Source organism: Allobosea sp. 01N443, assembly GCF_056399325.1.
In genome coordinates, this window is sequence record NZ_JBFTRC010000023.1 from 31,427 (window position 1) to 53,118 (window position 21,692).

Genomic DNA, 21,692 nt, shown 5'->3' on the forward strand with positions numbered 1-21,692 from the left:
TCCGGAAATTCTGCGTCTATTTGCGCAGCTTGGGATCGAGAGCATCGCGCAGCGCGTCGCCGAGAACGTTGAAGGCCAGCACGACCACGAAGATGACCAGGCTTGGCAGGACGGAGACATGCGGCGCGAAGAACAGGAAGTTGCGGCCGTCCGCCGCCATCGCGCCGAGCTCCGCCGTTGGCGGCTGCGCGCCAAGGCCGAGGAACGACAGGGCCGCGCCGAGCAGGATGACCTGGCCGAATCGTAGCGTGACGAACACGAAGATCGCCGACAGGCAGTTCGGCAGCAGATATTTGAAGATGAYGCGTGCGTCGCTCATGCCGAGCGAGCGCGCGCTCTCGATATAGTCCTGCTGCAGCACGACGATGGCCGAGCCGCGCACGACGCGCGCCATGAGAGGCACGGTCGCGATCGAAAGCGCGATGATCACCGCGGTCAGCCCGGGCCCGAAAATGGCTGCGATGGCCAGTCCGAACAGGATGGCCGGAAAGGACAGAAGCACGTCCATCAGGCGCATGAGCAGGCCCGACACCCGCGTGTAATAGGCCGCAACGAAGCCGACGAGGCCACCGAGCGCACAGCCGAAGACGACGGAAGCGAACCCCATCAGCAATGTGGTGCGCAGGCCGAAGAGCAGCCGCGTGATCATGTCACGCCCCTGCCCGTCCGTTCCCAGCAGGCCCATCTCGCCGGGCGCCTTCAGGGTATTGGCGAGATCGCCGCCATAGGGGTCCGACGGCGCAAGCCAGGGCGCGAAGATCGCCCCCGCGATCACCAGCACCACGAGCACCAGCGAGATGCAGGCGCCGACATCGCTGACGAGCATTCTCAGCACCGACGGGCGGCGGACGATGAAGTCTTCGGTCGCTGGCGTCGGCAGCGATTCCGCCTGCCCCTTCGCGAGCGTCTGCGTGATGGAGCTCATCAGGCGCCCCTCACTCTCGGGTCGAGCACGGCATAAAGCACGTCCACGGCAAGGTTGATCAGGATGAAGCCGAGCGACAGCACGATGATCGTGCCCTGCGCCATCGGCAGATCGCTCGACAGGATCGCGCCAACGGCCAGCCGGCCGATGCCGGGCCAGCTGAAGACGGTTTCGGTAACGACGGCGCCGCCGAGCAGGAACCCGATCTGCAGCCCGATCAGCGTCACGACCGGAACGAGCGCATTGCGCAGGGCATGCCGCATGACCACGGCCCGTTCGGTCAGCCCCTTGGCGCGGGCCGTCCTGACGTGATCCGCTCCCAGCACGTCGAGCACCGAGCTGCGGGTCATGCGCGCGACGGGGCCGACGAAGACGCCGCCCAGCGTGATGGCCGGCAGGATGATCGCGAGAAAGCCGTCCCAGGTCCAGAACGGCCCCATCCGACCGGTGAAAGGCAGCAGCGGATACTTGAAGCCGAGCAGCCAGATCAGCGCCAGGCCGAGGAAKAACACCGGCAGCGAGACGCCTGCGACCGACACCGCCATGATGGCGCGATCAAGGATCGAGCCGCGGAAATAGGCGCCGACCGTGCCCATGGCGATGCCCAGCGGAATGGCCCAGATCAGGGAGGCGACCATCAGCTCGAGCGTCGGCCCGATCGTGTTGCCGAGCTCCTGGACGACCGGCACATTATTGATGATCGACACGCCGAGATCGCCCTGCAGCAACCGCCCGACATAGATCAGGAACTGCTTCCAGAGCGGCTGGTCGAGCCCGAGATCGCGGCGGATGGCCTCGACGATGTCCTGTGTGGCGGTTGGCCCCGCCCGCACCTGCGCSGGATCGGTCGGAACCACCTGCATGAGCAGGAAGCCCAGCAGGAGAACCCCCAACAAGACCGGCAGCGCGAGCAGCAGCCGTTGCAGCGTGTGCCGCAGCATTCCGGCTTCCCCCTACTGCGCTGCGGCTGCGAACTGGCCGAGCCGGTCATAGACCACCTCGCCGCCCAGCAGCGTCAGATCGCAGCGCGCATCCATCTCGACGGTCTCGACCGGAGCCGCGAAGATGTCGTGCGACAAAACCGCGATATCGGCGAGCTGCCCCGGCACGAGACGTCCCATGCGGTCCTCGGCGAACTGGGTATAGGCGCCGATCGCCGTATAGGCATGGACGGCCTCCTCCATCGTCAGGCGCTCCGCCGCACCGATCACCGTGTGGCGCTTGGTCTGGCGCGTGACCATCGTGAAGAGGTTCTTGAATGGGTCCGTGGCACAGACCGGCGCATCCGAACTTGCAGCGGGATGCACACCGGCATCGAACCATTTGCGCATCGGATAGGAGGCATCCGCCCGTTCCTGCCCGAGATTATGCACGTAGAGATCGCCGAACTCGTAGATGAACACCGGCTGCGGCACGGGATCGATTCCGGCAGCTGCCATCCGGGCGAGCTGGCCATCGGTCAGGAAGCCGCAATGCTCGATACGGTGACGACGCCCGAGGACGGGGTGCTCGGCACTGTCCGCCTGCTCGATCCCCGACAGCACCTGCTCGATCGCAGCGTCGCCGATGGCATGAATCGCGAGCTGGTAGCCGAGCCTGTGATAATGCGCGAGATAACCGTGCATGTCCTTGTCGGAATAGATGAAGATGCCGCGATTGTCGGGGTCGCCGACGCGATAGGGCTGGCTCATCGCCGCCGTCAGACCGCCGGCGCTTCCGTCCCCGAACACTTTCATGGCGCCGTAGCGCAGGAGACCGACCTCCCGCCCAAAGCGGTATCTGGCCGCGTGCGCGGCATCGCCGATCCCGTCGGCATTGCCATAGATGCAGACCCAGGTCCGCACCGGCAGGCGGTTGGTGCGGGCCATCTCCTCATAGGCCTCGATCTCCGCCATGCCCGCCAGCATGCCGACGCCGGCATCCATCACACTGGTGAAGCCCTGCGACAGCATGTAATGGCCGGCCTGCTCGATGGCCGTCGTCAGCTCCGCGTGGCTGGGTTTCGGCATCGCCTCGACGATCAGGCGCATGGCGCTTTCAGCCAGAAGGCCGGTGAGCTTGTTGTCGCGCCGCTCGATCAAGCCGCCATCGGGGCTCGGCGTGTTGTGGCCGATGCCGGCCTTGCGCATAGCCTGGCTGTTGACGACGCCGACATGGCCGCAGGTGCGCTTGATATAGACCGGATTGTCGGGCGCCACCTGATCGAGCTCGTCGGCGGTGGGATGGCGGCCCTCGGCCAGTTCATTGTGATCATAGCCGCGCCCGAGCACCCACTCGCCTGGCTTCTTCGTCCTGGCCACCGCCGCAACGCGGCGCAGGACCTCGTCGATGCTGCGTACCCCCTCTTCCGGCCGCAGATTGATTTCGTTCATGCTGACGCCGAGCGGCAGCAGATGCATATGCGCATCGTTGAGGCCGGGAATCGCAACGCGACCGGCCAGATCGATGACACGCGTGCCCGCCCCCCGCAGGCTCGAGATCTCCTCAGCCGAACCTGCCGCGAGGACTGTGCCGTCCCTGACCGCCAAGGCCTCGACGAAACCCTCGGCCAGACCGCAGAAGATGCGGCCGTTCAACAAGACGGTGTCCGCTTGAAACATAACCTTACGCTCACTGCTGCATTGTAATGATTGACACCGCTGCGCGCGCAACTTGYCAGACGCAAGCAAACGCGTAGCGTAACGCAGATTTAGCGCACTAAATCCACGACGTTCAGCTCTGTCAGATAATGGAATATGCTCTAGGCAGCCGTCTCGAGCCGCAGAAACTCTTCCATCCTTGATATTTCCTCGGAGTCATTTTCTTATTGGATTGGGGCTAGCATTGCTCAGAATATTTAACAGCGCAAGGGGCGCTGAGCAGGCAAGCGCTGCAGGCTGTGCGGATCAGGTTGCAGGCATTGCGTGATGGAACGAAGACGGGCGGAGACCGGTCATGAGTTTTGACGTGGGTGGAAGATTGAAGGAAATCAGGGCGTCTGCCGGGCTTTCGCAACGTGAATTGGCAGCTCGCTCGGGCGTGACGCACAGCCTGATCTCGCTGATCGAGCAGAATCGGAACAGTCCCTCGGTCGCGTCCTTACGCAAGATTCTCGACGGCATCCCGATGTCGATGGTGAATTTCTTTGACGAAGAGCGCGTGCCGCGAGGCAAGGTGTTCTTCGAGGCGGACGACCTTCTCGACCTGACATCGCGCCTGCATCAGGTCAGCGGCGGCAGCGGCGAGGGCCGCATGTCGTTCCGACAGGTCGGCGACGCCAAGGCGCATAACCTGCAGATCCTGCATGAATCCTACGAGCCCGGCGCCGATACCGGCGTGACCATGCTGAAGCACGATTCCCATGAAGGCGGGGTGGTCCTGTCGGGAGAGCTCGAGATCACCGTCGGCGAACAGATCAAGATCCTTGGCCCCGGCGATGCGTATCTCTTCGACAGCCGCACCCCCCATCGCTTTCGCAATATCGGCGCGACGCGATGCGAGGTCGTGAGCGCCTGCACGCCGCCCTATCTTTGAGGCCTGGGCGCGATTGGCGGCGCCTCGCCGGAGGAGGACCCAGGATCGTCGATGGTCGTTTTCAAACGCCTCTGCGCGCGAGATCAAAGGACCTCGGCCGCTTTGCTGCCGCCGCGTTGATCAATCGCGCAGGCGAAGGGCGACTTGGCAATCTCGTTACTGCTTGAAGCAGGTCTCGCGGTGCCAATTGAGGAAGTGAGGATGCGGACGCTCAACGGGCCGCGCGGGCGCAAATGCGCGGCCGCTTCGGTTCACGAAGGCGCGGATGCCTTCGACGTCGTTCGCATGTCGCGAGACCAGAATGTCCAGGTCATCGGACAGACTGATCAGCCCGCGATCGAACATCCAATGCGCCGTTCCCGAAAGCGCAAGCCCATTGCTGACGATGTCCGGCCCGTTCGCCTCCACGGGGCGAATATGAGCGGCAGCGACCTCGGCACGACCGCCACCATTGATCAGCCTGAGTCCAGTGATCGCACAGCGCTCACCATAGGCCCGCAACACCGTTCGGCGAAATGCTCGATCGCGCACGATCCGCGAGAGCGCGATCGTCAACCGCTCTCGGGCTTGATCGAAGACAAAGGGAGCCTGCTCTTCCGCAAGCCCGCCGGCGACGTTCGGGTCATCGCTTCGCGGCAGGAGTGGCTCCGCATCGTCGAGGCCGAGGGCGAGAACACGGTTGAAGTCGGCCGATGAGATCGGCCGCACTGCGGCTTGTGCTCGCCCCGATATCCGGCCCTCGTCGTTTAGGACGCCGCGCTCGATGACACCGCTCTCGTCAGCGAAGGGGACCGGATTGGCGAAGTCGAGATAGCTGTTAGGCTCGATCACCGCGATGAACATGTCGTGTGCGGCTGGGTCGGGAATGACCTGCTGAACTTTGGCGATGGCAAAGTATCCGCGCGTATTCGCCACTTTGCGCGGCTCGTAGTAGACGATCCAGTCACTGACGCAGGCTTGAACGCGACCAAGATATTGCCGCGGGAACTGATATCTCTCAGCCGGGCTGTCATCGTAGATCGAATCGTATCGGTGGATGAAGACGCCAAACCCCATGGCCGTTGATAGCGCTGTGTGACGCCCCGACGCTAGTCTCCTGTCGGGAGCGGCGCGCGAAGAGCGGTGTTGCCGTACCCTTCAATGAAGGCATCGGAGGTCAGCGGGCGGACATCCCTTTGGATGGCAACCAGACCTGAACAGCTGAGTTCTTGGATCTTCAAAGAAAGCCACTGAAAAGTGGCTGGGGGACTAGGATTCGAACCTAGACAACCAGAGTCAGAGTCTGGGGTCCTACCGTTAGACGATCCCCCAACGGCGCGAACGCCTTCGTTGGTGAGGCGCGGTCTAAACAACCCGCGCCCGCATGGCAAGCCCATTGTGAGCAATCTTGTGCATGAAGGCGACGGGGCCACCTGTCAGCCTGTACTCAGCGTCCTCCGCACGCTGTCGCGCCAGCCCATGACCAGCTTTTCGCGCTGGCTTTTCGCCATTCCGGGGACAAAGCGCCGTTCAAGCCGCCAGAGATCCGCAAACCGATCCGGCTCCGGCAACAGCCCTGCATCGAGGCCGGCGAGATAGGCGGCTCCCAAAGCCGTCGTCTCCAGCACCTCCGGCCTGTCGACAGGTAATGCGAGAATGTCGGCGAGCCGCTGCATGGTCCAGTCGGACGCGACCATGCCGCCATCGACGCGCAGCACCGCGGCGCCCTGCCCGGCGTCCGGCCAGTCGGCACGCATCGCGTCGAGCAGATCGAGCGTCTGGTAACAGACGCTTTCCAGCGTCGCCCGCGCCAGCTCGCGCGGGCCGCTGTTGCGGGTGAGCCCGAAAATAGCGCCACGCGCCTCGGCGTCCCAATGCGGCGCACCGAGCCCGACGAAAGCCGGCACCAGGTAGACCGCCTGGGTCGGATCGGCCGCTTCGGCAAGCGGCCCGGTCTCGCTTGCCGTCTCGATGATTCCGAGCCCGTCGCGGAGCCATTGCACAGCCGCCCCCGCGACGAAGATCGAACCCTCCAGCGCATAGGTGCGCTCGCCGCCGAGCTGATAGGCGATGGTGCTGAGCAGCCGGTTCTGGGATGCCACCGGCGTCGAACCGGTGTTCAGCAGGGCAAAACAGCCGGTGCCATAGGTCGACTTCACCATACCGGGCGTGAAACAGGCCTGGCCGATCGTCGCCGCCTGCTGGTCGCCGGCCATGCCACGTACGGGGATCGCCGCGCCGAAATGGTCGGGCAGCGTCTCGCCGAACAGGCAGGCGCAATCGCGAACCTCCGGCAGCAACGAGCGGGGAATGTCGAACAGCGCGAGCAGGTCCTCGTCCCAGATTCCGCGCCCGATATCGAACAGCATGGTGCGCGCCGCATTGGTCGCGTCGGTTGCGTGGACGGCTCCGCCTGTCAGGCGCCACAGCAGGAAGCAATCGACCGTGCCGAAGGCGAGTTCGCCGGCTTCCGCCCGCCGGCGCGYGCCCGGCACATTGTCGAGCAGCCAGGCGATCTTGGTCGCCGAGAAATAGGGATCGATTCGCAGGCCCGTCCGGCTCGAAACCAGCGAATCATGGCCTCGCTCGCTGAGCTCGGCGCAACGCGGCGCCGTCCGCCGGTCCTGCCAGACGATGGCGCGGTGGATCGCCTGCCCGGTCCTGCGGTCCCAGATCAGCGTCGTCTCGCGCTGGTTGGTGATGCCGATCGCGGCAATGTCCGCGGCTGAGAGCCCGCCCTTGCTGACGGCCTCGCGGCAGGTCGCCAGAACGCTTTCCCACAGATCCTCGGGCTCATGCTCGACCCAGCCCGAGGCCGGAAAATGCTGTGGGAACTCGCGCTGCGCCGATGCCACAGCCCTGAGCGCACCATCGAACAAAATCGCGCGCGACGAGGTCGTCCCCTGATCGATCGCGAGAATATAGCGTGCYCCGGCCATGGCAGCAGTGGTCCTTCCCAGTGGCGGCCCGTCCGATCCGGGCTTGCCCCGAACTTGGCCGAAGCGTGTCGCCGCAGGCAAGCACTCCACCGACAAATGAACAGCGCACAGGTTCCGCTTGGCATCTTCATCAGGCTCTTGTTACGCTTCACCCGAAGCAAGCGGCCGGAGCGTGCAAACCGCGGCCGACGAGGGGTCAAAACACGGTGACGGTCGAGGACCGCCAGGATCGGGATATCGCGCTCGCGGTATCCCCAGGGGTTGATGGCGCCGATCCGCGCCCGATCGGCTCGTCTCCCCTCGGCCCTGCCCCCGTCACGCAAACCTATTACGCGCCCTCGCGCCATCCGGTCGCGACCTATGCCGCGCTCGATCTCGGCACCAATAATTGCCGGCTGCTGATCGCCCGCCCGGCCCAACATGGCTTTCGCGTCGTCGATGCCTTTTCCCGCATCGTTCGCCTGGGCGAAGGGCTTACAGCGAGCGGGCGGCTTGCCGATGCGGCGATGGACCGGGCGGTCGAAGCCCTGAAGATCTGCAAGAGCAAAATGACCCATCGCGGCGTCAGCCGCGCGCGCCTGGTCACGACCGAGGCCTGCCGGGCCGCCACCAACGGGCTCGACTTCGTCCGCCGGGTCGCTGCGGAAGCCGATCTCGAGCTTGAGATCGTCGACCAGCGGACCGAGGCGTCCCTGGCCGTCACCGGTTGCGCTGCGCTGGCCCATCCCACGGCGGAAGGCGTGATCGTCTTCGATATCGGCGGCGGCTCGACCGAGATCGTCTGGATGGGCGGGCGCTCGCAGGCGCGCGACCCGGCGGGTCGCATCCGCGAATGGGCCTCGCTGCCGATGGGCGTCGTCTCTGTCGCCGAGCGCTATGGCGGCGTCGATGTCGGGCGTGAAAAATTCGAGCGCATGGTCGATGATTGCAGCGCTGCCTTGAAGCCATTCGCGACGCGCGCTGCGGCGGCAAAGGACGCCGCCGGTTTCCATCTGCTTGGCACGTCGGGCACCGTCACCACCGTCGCCGGCATCCATCTCGGCCTGCCGCGCTATGACCGGCGTCTGGTCGACGGGCTGTGGATGGACGAGACGGATATCCTCGCCGTCATCGACCGGCTGGTCGATATGGACTATGCCGCCCGCTCGGCCAATGCCTGCATCGGCCGCGAGCGGGCCGATCTCGTGCTTGCCGGCTGTGCGATCTTCGAGGCGATCAGGCGCGCCTTCCCGAGCCGGAAAGTGCGCATCGCCGACCGCGGCCTGCGCGAGGGCATCCTGCTCCGGATGATGCATGAAGATCGCGCCTGGTGGCGCCGCAGGCAGGCATGACGTAAGTCCACGGGAAGGAAGCCCCGTAGCCATGAGCACCACCAAGAGATGAGCACCACCCAGCAATGAGCACCACCAAAGGCGGCACCGGCGCCCGCGATATGCGGGTCAAGGTGAAGAAGGCCGGCAAGCTCAAGCATTCCTCGCAGCTCTGGCTCGAACGCCAGCTCAACGACCCCTATGTCAAGCGGGCGAAGGAGCGCGGTTTTCGTTCGCGCGCGGCGTTCAAGCTCGAGGAGATGGACGACCRCTACAAGTTCCTGAAGACCGGCCAGAAGCTGATCGACCTCGGCTGCGCGCCAGGCGGCTGGTGCCAGGTCGCGGCGCAGCGCATCGGGCTCGAGCGGGGCAAGGGCGCGATCGTCGGCATCGACCTGCTGCACGTCGATCCGATCCCCGGCGTCGATCTCATCGAGATGGATTTCATGGCCGACGAGGCCCCTGCCCTGCTGACCGAGCGGCTCGGCGGCCGGGCCGATGGCGTGATGTCGGACATGGCGGCCAACACCACCGGCCACAAGAAGACCGACCATCTCAAGATCATCGCGCTGGCCGAGGCCGCGCTGGAATTCGCCTATTCGATTCTGGCTCCCGGCGGCTTCTTCCTGGCAAAGCTGTTCCAGGGCGGCGAAAGCGCCGAGCTGCTCGCCATGCTCAAGCGCGACTTCACCACCGTGCGCAACGTCAAGCCGGCAGCGAGCCGGGCGGATTCCTCGGAACTCTACGTGCTGGCGACCGGCTATCGTCGCAAGGAACAGCCGGCAGCGGACACAGAGGGCTGATCTGCCTTCCGAACGCGCCAGGGGGAGGTCTAGACGGCGCCCCCTGCTTACCCCCTCGCCTGAGCGCTGGAGTTGCCGGCCAGCCCTTCAGTCCAGCGGCTTCTGATCCTCGATTGCCTGGGCCGTTGCCTTGCGCGCGCTGAGCGGTGCGTGACCGGAAACCTCGGCGCCGGCATCGGGGGCAAGCCGCGTCATCCAGAGGGCCGACGAGGCCGAAATCAGCCCGACCAGCACGAAGGCCGGCCAGAAATCATGCGCACCCAGCGCCTTGCCGCCGTTCAGCATGTTCGCCGCCTCCAGTGCGAATGCGCCGATCGTGATCCCGAGGCTGAGCGACAATTGCTGCGCCACGCTGGAGAGGCTGGTCGCGCTCGACATGTCCCGGTTCGAGACATCGGCATAGTTCAGCGCATTGATGCCGGTGAATTGCAGCGAGCGGAAGCACCCACCGATCAGCAGCACGCTGAGCATCAGCCATTGCGGTGTCGTCGGCGTGAACAGCCCGGATGCTGACAGGAAGGCCGATCCGATCAGCGCATTGAAGATCAGGACATGGCGGAAGCCGAACCGCGCCAGGATCGTCTTGGCCAGCGTCTTCATGATCATGGCGCCGGCGGCGGACGCAAACGTGATCAGGCCGGAATGCAGCGCGTCATAGCCAAAGCCGAGCTGAAGCATCAGCGGCAGCAGGAAGGGGATCGCCCCGATGCCGACCCGGAAGATCGAGCCGCCGAGCACGCCGATCCGGTAGGTCGGGATCTTGAAGAGCGAGAGATTCAGGACCGGATAGGCCGTTCGGCGCGCATGCCAGAGATAGGTCATCAGCGAGGCCAGGCCCGCGATCACGAAGCCGATCGAGGCTTCGATCGGCACCAGATGCCGGCCGCCGGTCGCAAGCCCCAGCATCAGCGCCGCGAAGCCGAAGGCCGACAGCATGAAGCCCCGGAGATCGAGCGGCGCAACGTCCTCCTCGCGGACATCCTCGAAGAAGCGGCTCGCCAGAACGATGCCGATCAGCCCGATCGGGATATTGATGAAGAAGATCCAGCGCCAGTCGAAATAGGTGGTGATGAAGCCACCCAGCGGCGGCCCGACCACCGGCCCGACCAGGGCCGGCACGGTCAGATAGGCCAGCGCACTGACGAGCTGCGATTTCTCGACGCTGCGCAGGATCACCAGCCGACCGACGGGCACCATCATGGCACCGCCCATGCCCTGAACGAAGCGCGCGCCGACGAAAGCCCCGAGCGAATTCGAGATCGCACACAGGATCGAGCCAAGCATGAAGACGCCGAGCGCCGTGCGGAAAATCGTGCGGGCGCCGTAGCGATCGGCCATCCAGCCCGAGATCGGGATGAAAACCGCGAGGCTGACGAGATAGGAGGTCAGCGCCAGCTTGAGCGCGATCGGGTCCTCGCCCAGCGATTGCGCGATCACCGGCAGCGAGGTCGCAATCACGGTGGAGTCGGTGTTCTCCATGAACAGCGCGCAGGCGACGATCAGGGGCAGGAGTTTGGCGCGTTGCACGGATAAGGAACCTTGCGGCCCGGAGCCGGGATCGGAGAGTTTTGTTCTTTGCCACGCCGGATGTGGCATGAACACGGCCATTTTGCCTGGATCGCGAAGAGACGCTCTGCGCCTGTCGCATGAGTCGCGTTATCGCAGCGCAGCATAATCCGCCTCAATTTCGGCTGAGGCCACTAGCGGCGATGCCGCACGCATGATATCGGGCCTCGTCAACTCGGTAGCGGGCGCATGTTGTCGCCCACCCTGAAATGCCCCGCATGGGCTTGGAGTTGGCGATGGCAAGCATCAGTGACACCCTCATCCGCGACGGCCTGACCTTCGACGACGTCCTGCTCGAGCCGGGGCCGTCCGAAGTGATGCCGGCCGACGTCAATATCTCGACCAAGCTCACCAAGACGATCTCGCTCAACCTGCCGATCATCGCCTCGGCGATGGACACGGTGACCGAGGCCAGGATGGCGATTGCCATGGCGCAGGCCGGCGGCCTCGGCGTCGTCCACCGCAATCTGGAGGCCGACCAGCAGGCCGCGCAGGTGCGGCTCGTCAAGAAATTCGAATCGGGCATGGTCGCCAACCCGATCACGATCTTCCCGGACGAGACACTGGGCGACGCGCTTGCTCTGATGCGGCACCATTCGATCTCGGGCATCCCCGTGGTCGAGCGCGGCCCGCAGGGACACAAGGGCAAGCTCGTCGGCATCCTGACCAACCGCGATGTCCGCTTCGCCGACCGCCCCGAGCAGCCCGTCGCCGAGATCATGACCAAGGATCGCCTGATCACGGTGCGCGAAGGCGTGACCCAGGAGGAGGCACGCCGCCTGCTCCACCAGTTCCGCATCGAGAAGCTGCTGGTCGTCGATGATCATTTCCGCTGCATCGGCCTGATCACCGTCAAGGACATGGAGAAGCAGGTCGCCCACCCGCATGCCGCCAAGGACGCGCAGGGTCGTCTCCTGGTTGCAGCGGCGACTACGACCGGCGATCTCGGCTTCGAGCGCTCCGAGCTGCTGATCGACGCCGGTGTCGACATCATCGTCGTCGACACCGCCCATGGCCATTCCGCCAAGGTGCTGGAAGCGGTCACCCGGGTGAAGAAACTCTCCAATACCGTTCAGATCATTGCCGGCAACGTTGCCACCGCGTCCGGTGCGCAGGCTCTCATCGATGCCGGCGCCGACGCGATCAAGGTCGGCATCGGGCCGGGCTCGATCTGCACCACCCGCATCGTCGCGGGCGTCGGCGTGCCGCAGCTCACCGCGGTGATGGACGCAGCCTCGGCGGCGAGCAAGGCGGGCATTCCGGTCATCGCCGATGGCGGCATCAAATATTCCGGCGACCTCGCCAAGGCGCTGGCCGCCGGCGCCTCCTGCGCCATGGTCGGCTCGCTGCTTGCCGGCACAGACGAAACGCCGGGCGAAACCTTCCTCTACCAGGGGCGCTCCTACAAATCCTATCGCGGCATGGGCTCGGTCGGCGCGATGGCGCGCGGCTCGGCCGACCGCTACTTCCAGCAGGACATCAAGGATGCCCTGAAGCTGGTGCCGGAAGGCATCGAGGGTCAGGTCGCCTATAAGGGGCCGGTCTCCGGCGTGCTGCACCAGCTCGCGGGCGGCTTGCGGGCTGCGATGGGCTATGTCGGCGGGCGCGATCTTGCCGACTACCAGTCCAAGGCCCGGTTTATCCGCATCACCAGTGCCGGCCTGCGCGAGAGCCATGTCCACGATGTCACCATCGTGCGCGAAAGCCCGAACTACCCGACGCGATCCTGAGGCCCAGGCCTCGCCGATACCATCGTGACGCCGATTGGCCCTCATACCGCGAAATTGCCCCAAGAGCATGCTGCGAAAAAGTGGCAACGGTTTTCGCACTGAGCATGCTCTAAACTATGAGAATCGATCACGTTTTCTGCGTTTGGACGATTTCGTCCAAACGCAGCGTGATCTGCCGGCAACCTCCCGGGGTGAGGGTTTTCCTTTGCATGAACAGCGAGAGGCGAGCCGCCCATGACGATCCAATTGGTCTACCCCGCCCTGGCTCAGATCCTGTGGACCTTCGTCGTGCTCGGCATCCTGTTCCAGCGCCGTCGTGTCGCCTTCCGGAACAAGGAGGTCGGGATGGCCGATATCGCGGTCTCGACCGAGCGCTATCCGGAGCGTGCCCGCCTCGCCGCTGCGAACTATGCCAATCAGTTCGAGACGCCGGTCATTTTCTTCGCGCTGATCATGCTCGCCATGGAGGTCGGCGCGACCGGCACGGTGATTGTTGCCCTTGCCTGGGCCTTCGTGCTGACGCGCATCGTGCACACCTTGATCCATACCGGGTCCAACCGGGTCCCAGTGCGCGCGGCTGTGTTTGCTCTGGGTGTCGCCTGCCTGTTCTGCATGACGGTCGGCATTGTCGTTACGGTACTTTGACATGCTCGTGCGGCGTGCAATGATCGCAGACGCACGTCCGCAAGATATACTCTGTCACATCCTCGCTACATCGTGAGACAAACGCTGTTTCGCGCTTGCGCCCAAAACCACCTGCCGGCATGCTAAATGCTTGCGGCTAGGACGGTTTAGGGACGACCGTTCCAAATGGTACAGAGTCTGTCCCGCTCTGGCGCAAGGTTTCGCATGGCTGTCTTGTCTTTCGGGCGCGTTGTTGTCGTGGCCGCCGTCGGCGCGGTCGCAGCTGGCGCGGGTCTCCATTATTCCGGCCGATCAGTCCCTCCTCCGCTCGATCGCATTCCCTACGGAAAGATCATCCCGCCCTATGCCCAGCCGGCCCAGCAGGCCGCGGCCCCATCATCACGCGCTTCGGGACAACAACGCCCACCCGTGACGATCGTCACGGCCAAGGCTGAACGCCGGCCGATGCCGGTCAGGCTCGACGCGATCGGCACCGTGCAGGCACTCTCGAGCGTTGCGGTGCGCTCGCGCGTCGATACGCAGATCATAGAGGTCGGCTTCCCCGATGGCGGCTATGTGAAGAAGGGCGACATGCTCTTCCGCCTCGACTCCCGCCTCGCGGAAGCGCTGCTGAAACAGGCCGAAGCGGGTGTTGCCCGCGACAAGGCCTCGCTCGCCTCCGCCGAAGCCGATCTGCGCCGGGCGGAAGAACTCGCCAAGCGCGATTTCGCCACCGACCAGCGTCTCGACACCGCCCGCACCCAGGTCGCGACGCTCAAGGCCAGCGTCCGTGGCGGTGAGGCAGCGGTCGACGCCCTCAAGGTCCAGCTGACCTATTACACCATCACCGCCCCGGTTTCGGGCCGGATTGGCGTAGCCGGCCTCAAGGAAGGCAATATCGCCAAGACCGGCGACAATTCGACCACGCTGGTGACGATCAACCAGATCGATCCGATCTATGTCAGCTTCGCCCTGCCGCAGCGCCAGCTGTCCAGCATCCGCGAAGCGATGAATGCCGGCACGGCCGTGGCGGTTGCCACGCAGCAGGGTGCGAGCCGCGGCGTCGAGGGCAAGATCGCGGTCATCGACAATCTCGTCGATGCGACGACCGGCACGATCCAGATGCGCGCGATCTTCAACAATCCTGACGAGACCCTGTGGCCCGGCGCCCTCTGCCAGGTCCGCCTGACCCTGCGTGTCGAGCCCGATGCGCTGACCGTGCCCCGCGAAGCCGTCCAGAACGGCCAGAACGGCACCTTCGTCTTCGTGATCGAGGACGGCGTCGCCCGCGCCCGCCCGGTCACCGTCGACCGCACCATCGATGACCGCGTCGTACTTGCGTCGGGCCTGAAGGGCGACGAGACGGTCGTCATCGACGGCCAGCTCCTGCTGACCGATGGCGCCCGCGCGGTCGAGCGCAACCGGGGCGGCCAGAGGCCGCCGCCCAACCAGACCTCGCAGCGCGGGAGTGCTGGCTGATGAACCTCCCGGAGGCCTGCATCCGTCGTCCGGTGATGACGACACTCCTGATGGCAACCTTTCTGATCTTCGGGTTGTTCGCCTTCAAACAGCTTCCGGTCGCGGCATTGCCGCGGGTCGATTTCCCGACGATCAATGTCAGCGCCCGCCTGCCGGGCGCGAGCCCCGAATCGATGGCCTCCTCGGTCGCCGCACCGCTGGAGCGCGAATTCGCCTCGATCTCGGGCATCACCTCGATGTCCTCGGTCTCGCAGCTCGGCGCGACCTCGATCACGCTGCAATTCGACCTCAACCGCAATATCGACGGCGCAGCGCTCGACGTGCAGGCCGCGCTGAGTGCCACCGCTCGTCGGCTGCCGCCGGAGCTGCCCTCGCCACCCAGCTTCAGGAAGGTCAATCCGGCCGACCAGCCGGTGCTGTTCATGGTGCTGACCTCGGCGACGAAACCGCTCTACGAAGTCCATGAATTCGGCGAGAACATCCTGCAGCAGCAGATCTCGCAATTGCCTGGCGTCGCGCAGGTCAACATCTTCGGCGCGCAGAAATACGCCGTGCGCGTACAGGTCAATCCCGACGCCGTCTCGGCTCGCGGCCTGGCACTGAGCGATGTCCGCAATGCGATCGCCGCCGCCAACTCCAATTCCCCGGTCGGCACGCTCAATGGCGAGAACCAGCGCCTGACGCTCGGCGCCACGGGCCAGATGGAGCGCGCCGCCGAGTACGGCAACCTCATCATCTCGCAGAAGAACGGCGTGCCGATCCGCCTCGAGGACGTGGCACAGGTCTACGACTCCGTCGAGAACAACCAGACCGGCAGCTGGTTCAACGGGCAGCGCTCGATCATGCTGGCGGTCTATCGTCAGTCCGACGCCAACACCGTCGAGGTCGTCGACAGCATCAAGTCCAGGCTCGAGGCCTATCGCGAGCAACYTCCAGCCGCGATGGAACTCAATGTCCTGAACGACCGCTCGATCCCGATCCGGGAGGCGGTGGAGGATGTCGAGGTCTCGCTGATGATCGCGATCGCGCTCGTGATCATGGTGATCTTCCTGTTCCTGAAGAGCCTGGCCGCGACGCTGATTCCGACGCTCGCCCTGCCGATTTCGCTGGTCGGTACCTTCGCGATCATGCACGCGCTCGGCTATTCGCTCGACAACATCTCGCTGCTCGCACTGACGCTCGCGGTCGGCTTCGTCGTCGATGACGCCATCGTCATGCTGGAAAACATCATCCGGCATATCGAGATGGGCAAGAAACCGTTCCAGGCGGCCCTCGACGGCTCGCGCGAGATCGGCTTCACCATTCTCTCGATCACCATTTCGCTCGTTGCCGTCTTCATTCCCGTCTTCTTCATGGGCGGGGTCGTCGGCAAGGTTTTCACGGAGTTTGCCGGCACGATCGCGGCCGCGATCATCGTCTCGGGCTTCGTCTCCCTGACCCTCACCCCGATGCTCTGCGCCCGTTTCCTCAAGGCGCATGATCACCACAAGAAGCCGAACCTGATCGAGCGCGTCTTCGAGGCCGGCTTCCAGGGGATGCTGGGCGCCTACCGCTGGACCCTGGATTGCGTGCTGAAGGCGCGCATCCTGATGCTGATCTTCACGCTGGCGACGGTCTATATCTCGGCGCAGATGTATATCGACATCCCGAAGGGCTTCTTCCCGACCGAGGATACCGGCCTCCTGCGCGCATCGACCGAAGGCCCGCCCGACACGTCATTCGAGGCGATGGCGGCGCGCCAGATCCGCATCGCCGAAATCGTCAAGGCCGATCCGGCAGTCGATTATCTGACGTCGAATATCGGCGGCTTCAACGCCACCAATAACGGCTTCATGTTCATCGCGCTCAAGCCCAAGGATCAGCGCGAGAAGGCCGAGGTGGTGATCTCGCGGTTGAGGCGCGCGACCGGCGACGTGCCGGGTATCACTGCGGTGTTCCAGCAGGTGCAGAACATCAACCTCAACGCCGGCCGGTCGTCACGCGCGCAGTACCTCTATTCGCTGCAAGGACCGGACCTGAATGCGCTCTTCGCCTATGCTCCGCTGATGCAGCAGCGGCTCGCGCGGCTTCCGCAGCTGCGCGATGCCAATATCGATCTGCAGTTGCGCAACCCGCAGCTCTCGATCGACATCGACCGCGAACGCGCCGCGAGCCTGGGCATTTCCAGTGACCAGATCCGGCAGGCACTGGGCAACGCTTTCGGCTCGCGCCAGATCGCGACGATATTCACCCCCTCGACCGATTATCAGGTCATCATGGAGGCCAATCGCGCCTATCAGCAGGATCCCGCTGTGCTCTCGCGGTTGCTGCTCAAGGCTGCGAACGGCCTGAACGTGCCGTTGGAAACGGTGGCGACGATCAAGCCCAGCGTCGGCCCGCTCGCGGTGAACCGCATTTCGCAGCAGCCGGCGGTGACAATCTCGTTCAACACGGCGCCGGGCATCTCGCTTGGCGACGCCGTCAACGCCATCCGCGCGGCCGAGCGCGACGTCAATCTGCCGGCCTCGATCGTGACGAGCTTCGCCGGTTCCGCCCAGCTGTTCCAGGATGCGCTGAAGGGGCAAGGCCTGCTGATCTTCGCCGCAATCCTGGTGATCTACATCATCCTCGGCATTCTCTACGAGAGCTTCATCCACCCGATCACCATCCTCTCCGGCCTCCCCTCTGCCGGCCTCGGAGCGCTGCTCGCCCTGCAGTATTTCAACATGGACCTGTCGGTGATCGCGATCATCGGCATCCTGATGCTGGTCGGCATCGTCAAGAAGAACGCGATCATGATGGTCGATTTCGCGATCGAGCGTCGTAAACAGGGGGACGACGCGTTGACCGCCATCCGCGAGGCGGCGCTTGTCCGCTTCCGTCCGATCATGATGACGAGCTTTGCCGCGATCTTCGGCGTGCTTCCCATCGCACTCGGCGCGGGCGCCGGCGCCGAGCTCCGGCAGCCGCTCGGCATCGCCGTGGTCGGCGGATTGATCGTCTCGCAGCTGCTGACGCTCTACATCACGCCGGTGATCTATTTCTACCTCGACAAGGTCGACACCTGGCTCTCCGGCCGCAGTCGCGGCGAGCGCGAGAGCGTGCCCAGCTCCGCTGTGCCCGTAGCCATCCCGCAGGCGGTGCGCGGCCCGGACCTCTGAGGGCGGTCAAAGCCTCCCTCTCAATCGTTCCTGCGCCACGAACTTCGCATCTCCTGCAGTTCGTGGCGTATTTCTGCAGAATGCATCAAAGGCAACCTTGTGCCTTAAAGCGGAGAGAACGGCGGCTTGCATAACGCTGGGTGAGTGATCCCTGCCATAAGCAAAGTCGTCGATGTTCCGCATAAGAAATGCCGTGCCGCTGTCGGGCCATACTCCRCCCGGAATCCATCCGTCTCCTTCCCGAAGGGCCGCTCTGACGCGGTATGCAGCCATGGTGCTGCTCGGATTGGTTCTCGGAGCGAGCGGCACGGCGCTGACCGTCACCCTCGTTCGGGCTGGTGATGACGCCGGCGTTCGTGCCTTCCATCTTCAGGAAGCAGCGAGACGTGCGCCCAGTGCCGCGGCCTTGACCTATGCTCCGGTCAGTTCAGGCTGGAGGCTGCCGCTCTTCGGCTCATACCCGGATGGCCGGATCGAACATCCCCCCGTCCTGCGCGAACGCGGCAAGCCGCGCGATGGAGCGACCGTAAGCACTCTCCGTGCAACGGCCCGTTACGATACCGGATCAGGCGCCTCCCGCACCATTTGCGTACGGATGTGCGACGGCTATCACATGCCGCTTGGCCATTTGCGATCGCAAGCTGACTGGCCGGCGCATGAGGCCCTTTGCACGGCGATGAATCCCGGCATCCCGGTCAAGGTCTTCCGCGTTCCTGCCGGCGCCGCGGATATCGACGGCGCCGTGGCCTCCGACGGCAGGACCTATGGCTCCCTGCCCGTTGCCTATGGTCACGAGACATCGTCCGACCCGGGCTGCAGGCCCACCGTCCCGTCTGCCGGTGATCGCCGTGTCTCTCTTCTGCGGGATTTCACCCTGCGCCCAGGCGACTCGGTGGTGCTTGATGGCAAGGTGACAACCTTTGAGGGCTCTTCCACCTGGCCTTACAACCCGAGGAATTTCCGCGATTTTCGGTCGTCGAACGAACTCAACGCCAATCAACGCCGGATGATCGACGACACGGTCGGCGTTTCCAGCCGTGAAGGCCAGATGCTGGCCCTGCGTCGCGACATGACGGTGCGGGAGGCGAAGATCGGTGATGCCACCACGATCGAGCTGCGCGGCCGTTTCGAGAGCGGCTCAGGTGAAACCGCAACCGCCTCGAACATGCAGCGCATCGTCATTTCGCCGGAAAGCTGAACCCCTCTCCAGGCATTTTGGCCGGGCACGCTGCGTTAAGCATCGCGCCCGTTTTGCATGCGCGAACGCCGACGGGCCGTTGATGATTAACGAAAAGTAAACTACACCCCAAGGGCGGCGGACGAAGAACAAGCGCGAGTGGAGTAGACGCGATGTTTCGTGTCCGTGAGATCCCCGACCGGGAAGACCCACCATTAGGCAGCCCTGTCCCCGTCGTTGCGCTGGAGCGTAATGCTCACGGCAAGAAACGAACGGGCCGCTTCGCGGCGATGACTGCGCTTGGCCTTGTGCTCGGAGCGGGTGGCGCGATCGGCACGATCTCGCTCGTCCAGGCTGGCGACGATGCCGGCGTCCGCGACTTTCAGCTCCAGGAAGCGGCGAACCGCCGTGCTATGCGCGCCCCGCAAGCCGGCGCCTATCATGCCCCCATCGCCTATGCGCCCGCGCGTGGCATCTGGAACCTGCCCCTGACGCGCAGCGTACCGAACGGGCGCATCGCGCACCCGCCCGTGGTCTTGAACCCTTTCAGGACGGTCGAACCTCCGCGTCAGGCGGCCCGGCGCCCCACGACGCAGCACAGCGTTGCACGCCTCGATACCGTCTCCGGCAGTGGACATGGCGCGCGCACCATCTGCGTGCGGCTCTGCGACGGCTTTCATGCGCCGATCGGCAATCTGAATGCCCAGTCTGACCTAACGGCACACGACGCCCTCTGCCGGGCGATGAACCCCGGCGTCCCGGTCAAGGTCTTCCGCGTTCCCGCCGGTGCCAGCACGATCGACGGCGCCGTTTCGGCAGATGGCAAGACCTATGGCTCGCTCCCCGTTGCCTATGGCCACGAGAAATCCTCTGATCCAGCCTGCCGGCCGGCGATTGTCTCCAGCGGCGAGCGCCGCGTCTCGCTGTTGCGCGATATCACGCTTCGTCCCGGCGACAGCGTCGTTCTGGACGGCAAGGTCACGACCTTCACGGGCTCGTCGCAGTGGCCCTATAGCCGGCGCGATTTCGTCGATTTCAGATCGGCGCGGGAGCTCAGCGCCGGCGATCGGCGCGGCATCGACGAGCGGGTCGGCATTTCACGCGTCGAAGCGCAGATGCAGGCGCTGCGCCGCAAGCTGCGCACGCGCGAAGCCTCGCTCCGTGACGAGACCGTGATGAGCGATGCAATCGAATTGCGCGGCTCGATCGATCCGCCAACGCGCGGGCCGGTCCGCGTGATCGCCGGGCCGGCGTTCCGGCTTTTGCCTTAGTTCCAACAGGCCTGCCGGCCGACTTTCGGCGGCCCGATGTCAGTCTTGGACGCTGGTTCGGAGGCGCATCTTCTTTGAATTAATCTAAAGAGGGTGCAACTTAGAAAACCTATAAGCGATTGATCTATAACGCTTTTCAATTGACCGCCCTAGCGTCAGGCACTACCGCTCCAGCACCACGAACGTGCAGAGGGCATCTACGCCCGAAGGAGCGAACCATGATCGACAAAACTCGCCTGTGCCTCATCGCCCTGGCGTCCTGCCTGCTCGCTACCCCGGTCCTGGCCCAGAGCGTCAATCTCTACACGACGCGCGAGCCGGCCCTGCTCAATCCCGTCGTCGAGGCCTTCACCAAGGACACCGGCATCAAGGTCAACACGGTGTTCCTGAAGGACGGACTCGAGGAGCGCATCAAGGCCGAGGGCGCAAACAGCCCGGCCGATGTCATGATCATGGTCGACGCCGCGCAGATGATCTCGGCCGCCAATGCCGGCGTCACCCAGCCGATCAAGTCGGCGGCTGTCGACAAGATCGTCCCGGCGCAACTGCGCGATCCGCAGGACAACTGGGTCACCCTGACCAAGCGCGCCCGCATCGTCGTCGTCTCGAAGGATCGCGTGCCGCAGGATGCGATCACCTATGAGGACCTCGCCGACCCGAAGTGGAAGGGCAAGTTCTGCATCCGCGGCGGTCAGCACCCCTACAACAACGCTCTCTTTGCCGCCTATCTCGCGCGCAACGGCGCCGAGAAGACCGAGGCGTGGCTCAAGGCACTCAAGGCCAACACCGCGCGCAAGCCCGGCGGCGGCGACCGTGAAGTCGCGCGCGACATCCAGTCCGGGCTCTGCGATATCGCAGTGATCAACACCTACTATATCGGCCTGATGAGCACTGCTGCGAACGAGCAGAAGGGCTGGTTCGAGGCGATCAAGCCGCTGAAGACCACCTTCGCCAATGGCGGCACCCATGTGAACATCTCGGGCGCCGCCATCGCCAAACACGCCCCCAATCGTGAAAACGCGGTCAAGCTGATCGAGTACATGCTTGGCGACAAGGCGCAGACCATCTATGCCGACGGCAATTTCGAGTTCCCGGTCAACCCGGACGTCAAGGAAAGCGCCGCTGTGAAGCTGCTCGGCAAGGTCAATGTCGACACCACCCCGCTGACCGAGATCGGCAAGAACCGCAAGGCGGCCGCTGACCTCGTCGACAAGGTCGGCTTCGACAATTGAGCCT

16 protein-coding genes and 1 tRNA gene are annotated in these 21,692 nt (G+C 64.6%); 10 read left to right on the forward strand and 7 right to left on the reverse strand.

Annotated features, from left to right (window positions below):
• Window positions 1–16: 16 nt before the first annotated feature.
• The 3 genes from AC1DRP_RS09120 to AC1DRP_RS09130 are packed head-to-tail and all read right to left on the reverse strand — an operon-like array spanning window position 17 to window position 3,501.
• Window positions 17–925 carry an ABC transporter permease gene (locus AC1DRP_RS09120; protein WP_476768341.1) on the reverse strand — a complete coding sequence of 303 codons (909 nt, stop codon included), beginning with the start codon at window positions 923–925 and terminating at the stop codon, window positions 17–19.
• Window positions 925–1,866, reverse strand: a complete 942-nt coding sequence (locus tag AC1DRP_RS09125) for an ABC transporter permease (protein WP_476768342.1) — start codon at window positions 1,864–1,866, stop codon at window positions 925–927. Before AC1DRP_RS09125 ends, AC1DRP_RS09120 begins: the two co-directional genes overlap by 1 nt.
• A 12-nt stretch (window positions 1,867–1,878) precedes the next feature.
• On the reverse strand, window positions 1,879–3,501 hold the full coding sequence (locus AC1DRP_RS09130; protein ID WP_441505940.1) for an amidohydrolase: 1,623 nt from the start codon (window positions 3,499–3,501) through the stop codon (window positions 1,879–1,881).
• Between the two features lie 358 nt (window positions 3,502–3,859).
• Between AC1DRP_RS09130 and AC1DRP_RS09135 the strand changes: the two genes are divergently transcribed.
• On the forward strand, window positions 3,860–4,438 hold the full coding sequence (locus AC1DRP_RS09135) for a cupin domain-containing protein (protein ID WP_441505941.1): 579 nt from the start codon (window positions 3,860–3,862) through the stop codon (window positions 4,436–4,438).
• 156 nt (window positions 4,439–4,594) lie between these two features.
• On the opposite strand, the gene AC1DRP_RS09140 is transcribed toward AC1DRP_RS09135, so the two are convergent.
• The 3 genes from AC1DRP_RS09140 to glpK form a co-directional block, all read right to left on the reverse strand.
• Window positions 4,595–5,494 (reverse strand): HNH endonuclease, encoded by a 900-nt coding sequence (locus tag AC1DRP_RS09140; protein WP_441505942.1) that lies wholly within the window; start codon window positions 5,492–5,494, stop codon window positions 4,595–4,597.
• Between the two features lie 181 nt (window positions 5,495–5,675).
• Window positions 5,676–5,749: transfer RNA gene (locus tag AC1DRP_RS09145), tRNA-Gln, on the reverse strand.
• A gap of 104 nt (window positions 5,750–5,853) precedes the next feature.
• Window positions 5,854–7,356 (reverse strand): glycerol kinase GlpK, encoded by a 1,503-nt coding sequence (gene glpK, locus AC1DRP_RS09150; protein ID WP_476768343.1) that lies wholly within the window; start codon window positions 7,354–7,356, stop codon window positions 5,854–5,856.
• Between the two features lie 206 nt (window positions 7,357–7,562).
• Between glpK and AC1DRP_RS09155 the strand changes: the two genes are divergently transcribed.
• Both AC1DRP_RS09155 and AC1DRP_RS09160 read left to right on the forward strand, forming a co-directional pair.
• Entirely contained in the window at window positions 7,563–8,687 is a 1,125-nt protein-coding gene (locus tag AC1DRP_RS09155) for a Ppx/GppA phosphatase family protein (protein WP_441505944.1), read from the forward strand.
• Window positions 8,688–8,752: 65 nt separating this feature from the next.
• Window positions 8,753–9,469 carry an RlmE family RNA methyltransferase gene (locus tag AC1DRP_RS09160; protein WP_476768344.1) on the forward strand — a complete coding sequence of 239 codons (717 nt, stop codon included), beginning with the start codon at window positions 8,753–8,755 and terminating at the stop codon, window positions 9,467–9,469.
• 87 nt (window positions 9,470–9,556) lie between these two features.
• Here AC1DRP_RS09160 and AC1DRP_RS09165 read toward each other — a convergent pair whose 3' ends face one another.
• Entirely contained in the window at window positions 9,557–10,996 is a 1,440-nt protein-coding gene (locus AC1DRP_RS09165; RefSeq protein WP_476768345.1) for an MFS transporter, read from the reverse strand.
• 275 nt (window positions 10,997–11,271) lie between these two features.
• Here AC1DRP_RS09165 and guaB point away from each other — a divergent pair, with 275 nt between their 5' ends.
• The 7 genes from guaB to AC1DRP_RS09200 all read left to right on the forward strand — a co-directional run bounded on the left by guaB (window position 11,272) and on the right by AC1DRP_RS09200 (window position 21,688).
• Window positions 11,272–12,765, forward strand: coding sequence for an IMP dehydrogenase (gene guaB / locus AC1DRP_RS09170; protein WP_441489739.1), 1,494 nt, complete (start codon window positions 11,272–11,274; stop codon window positions 12,763–12,765).
• 234 nt (window positions 12,766–12,999) lie between these two features.
• The gene (locus AC1DRP_RS09175) at window positions 13,000–13,410 is read left to right on the forward strand and encodes an MAPEG family protein (protein WP_441505946.1); all 411 of its coding nucleotides are present in this window, start codon (window positions 13,000–13,002) and stop codon (window positions 13,408–13,410) included.
• Window positions 13,411–13,614: 204 nt separating this feature from the next.
• Complete coding sequence (locus AC1DRP_RS09180) at window positions 13,615–14,868, forward strand: efflux RND transporter periplasmic adaptor subunit (protein ID WP_441489737.1); 1,254 nt, start codon at window positions 13,615–13,617, stop codon at window positions 14,866–14,868.
• Entirely contained in the window at window positions 14,868–18,008 is a 3,141-nt protein-coding gene (locus AC1DRP_RS09185) for an efflux RND transporter permease subunit (RefSeq protein WP_476768346.1), read from the forward strand. The genes AC1DRP_RS09180 and AC1DRP_RS09185 overlap by 1 nt, the downstream gene beginning before the upstream one ends.
• A gap of 271 nt (window positions 18,009–18,279) precedes the next feature.
• Window positions 18,280–19,206, forward strand: a complete 927-nt coding sequence (locus AC1DRP_RS09190; RefSeq protein ID WP_476768347.1) for a DUF2865 domain-containing protein — start codon at window positions 18,280–18,282, stop codon at window positions 19,204–19,206.
• Window positions 19,207–19,358: 152 nt separating this feature from the next.
• Window positions 19,359–20,456, forward strand: a complete 1,098-nt coding sequence (locus AC1DRP_RS09195) for a DUF2865 domain-containing protein (RefSeq protein WP_476768348.1) — start codon at window positions 19,359–19,361, stop codon at window positions 20,454–20,456.
• Window positions 20,457–20,674: 218 nt separating this feature from the next.
• The gene (locus AC1DRP_RS09200) at window positions 20,675–21,688 is read left to right on the forward strand and encodes an extracellular solute-binding protein (protein WP_476768349.1); all 1,014 of its coding nucleotides are present in this window, start codon (window positions 20,675–20,677) and stop codon (window positions 21,686–21,688) included.
• Window positions 21,689–21,692: the final 4 nt, after the last annotated feature.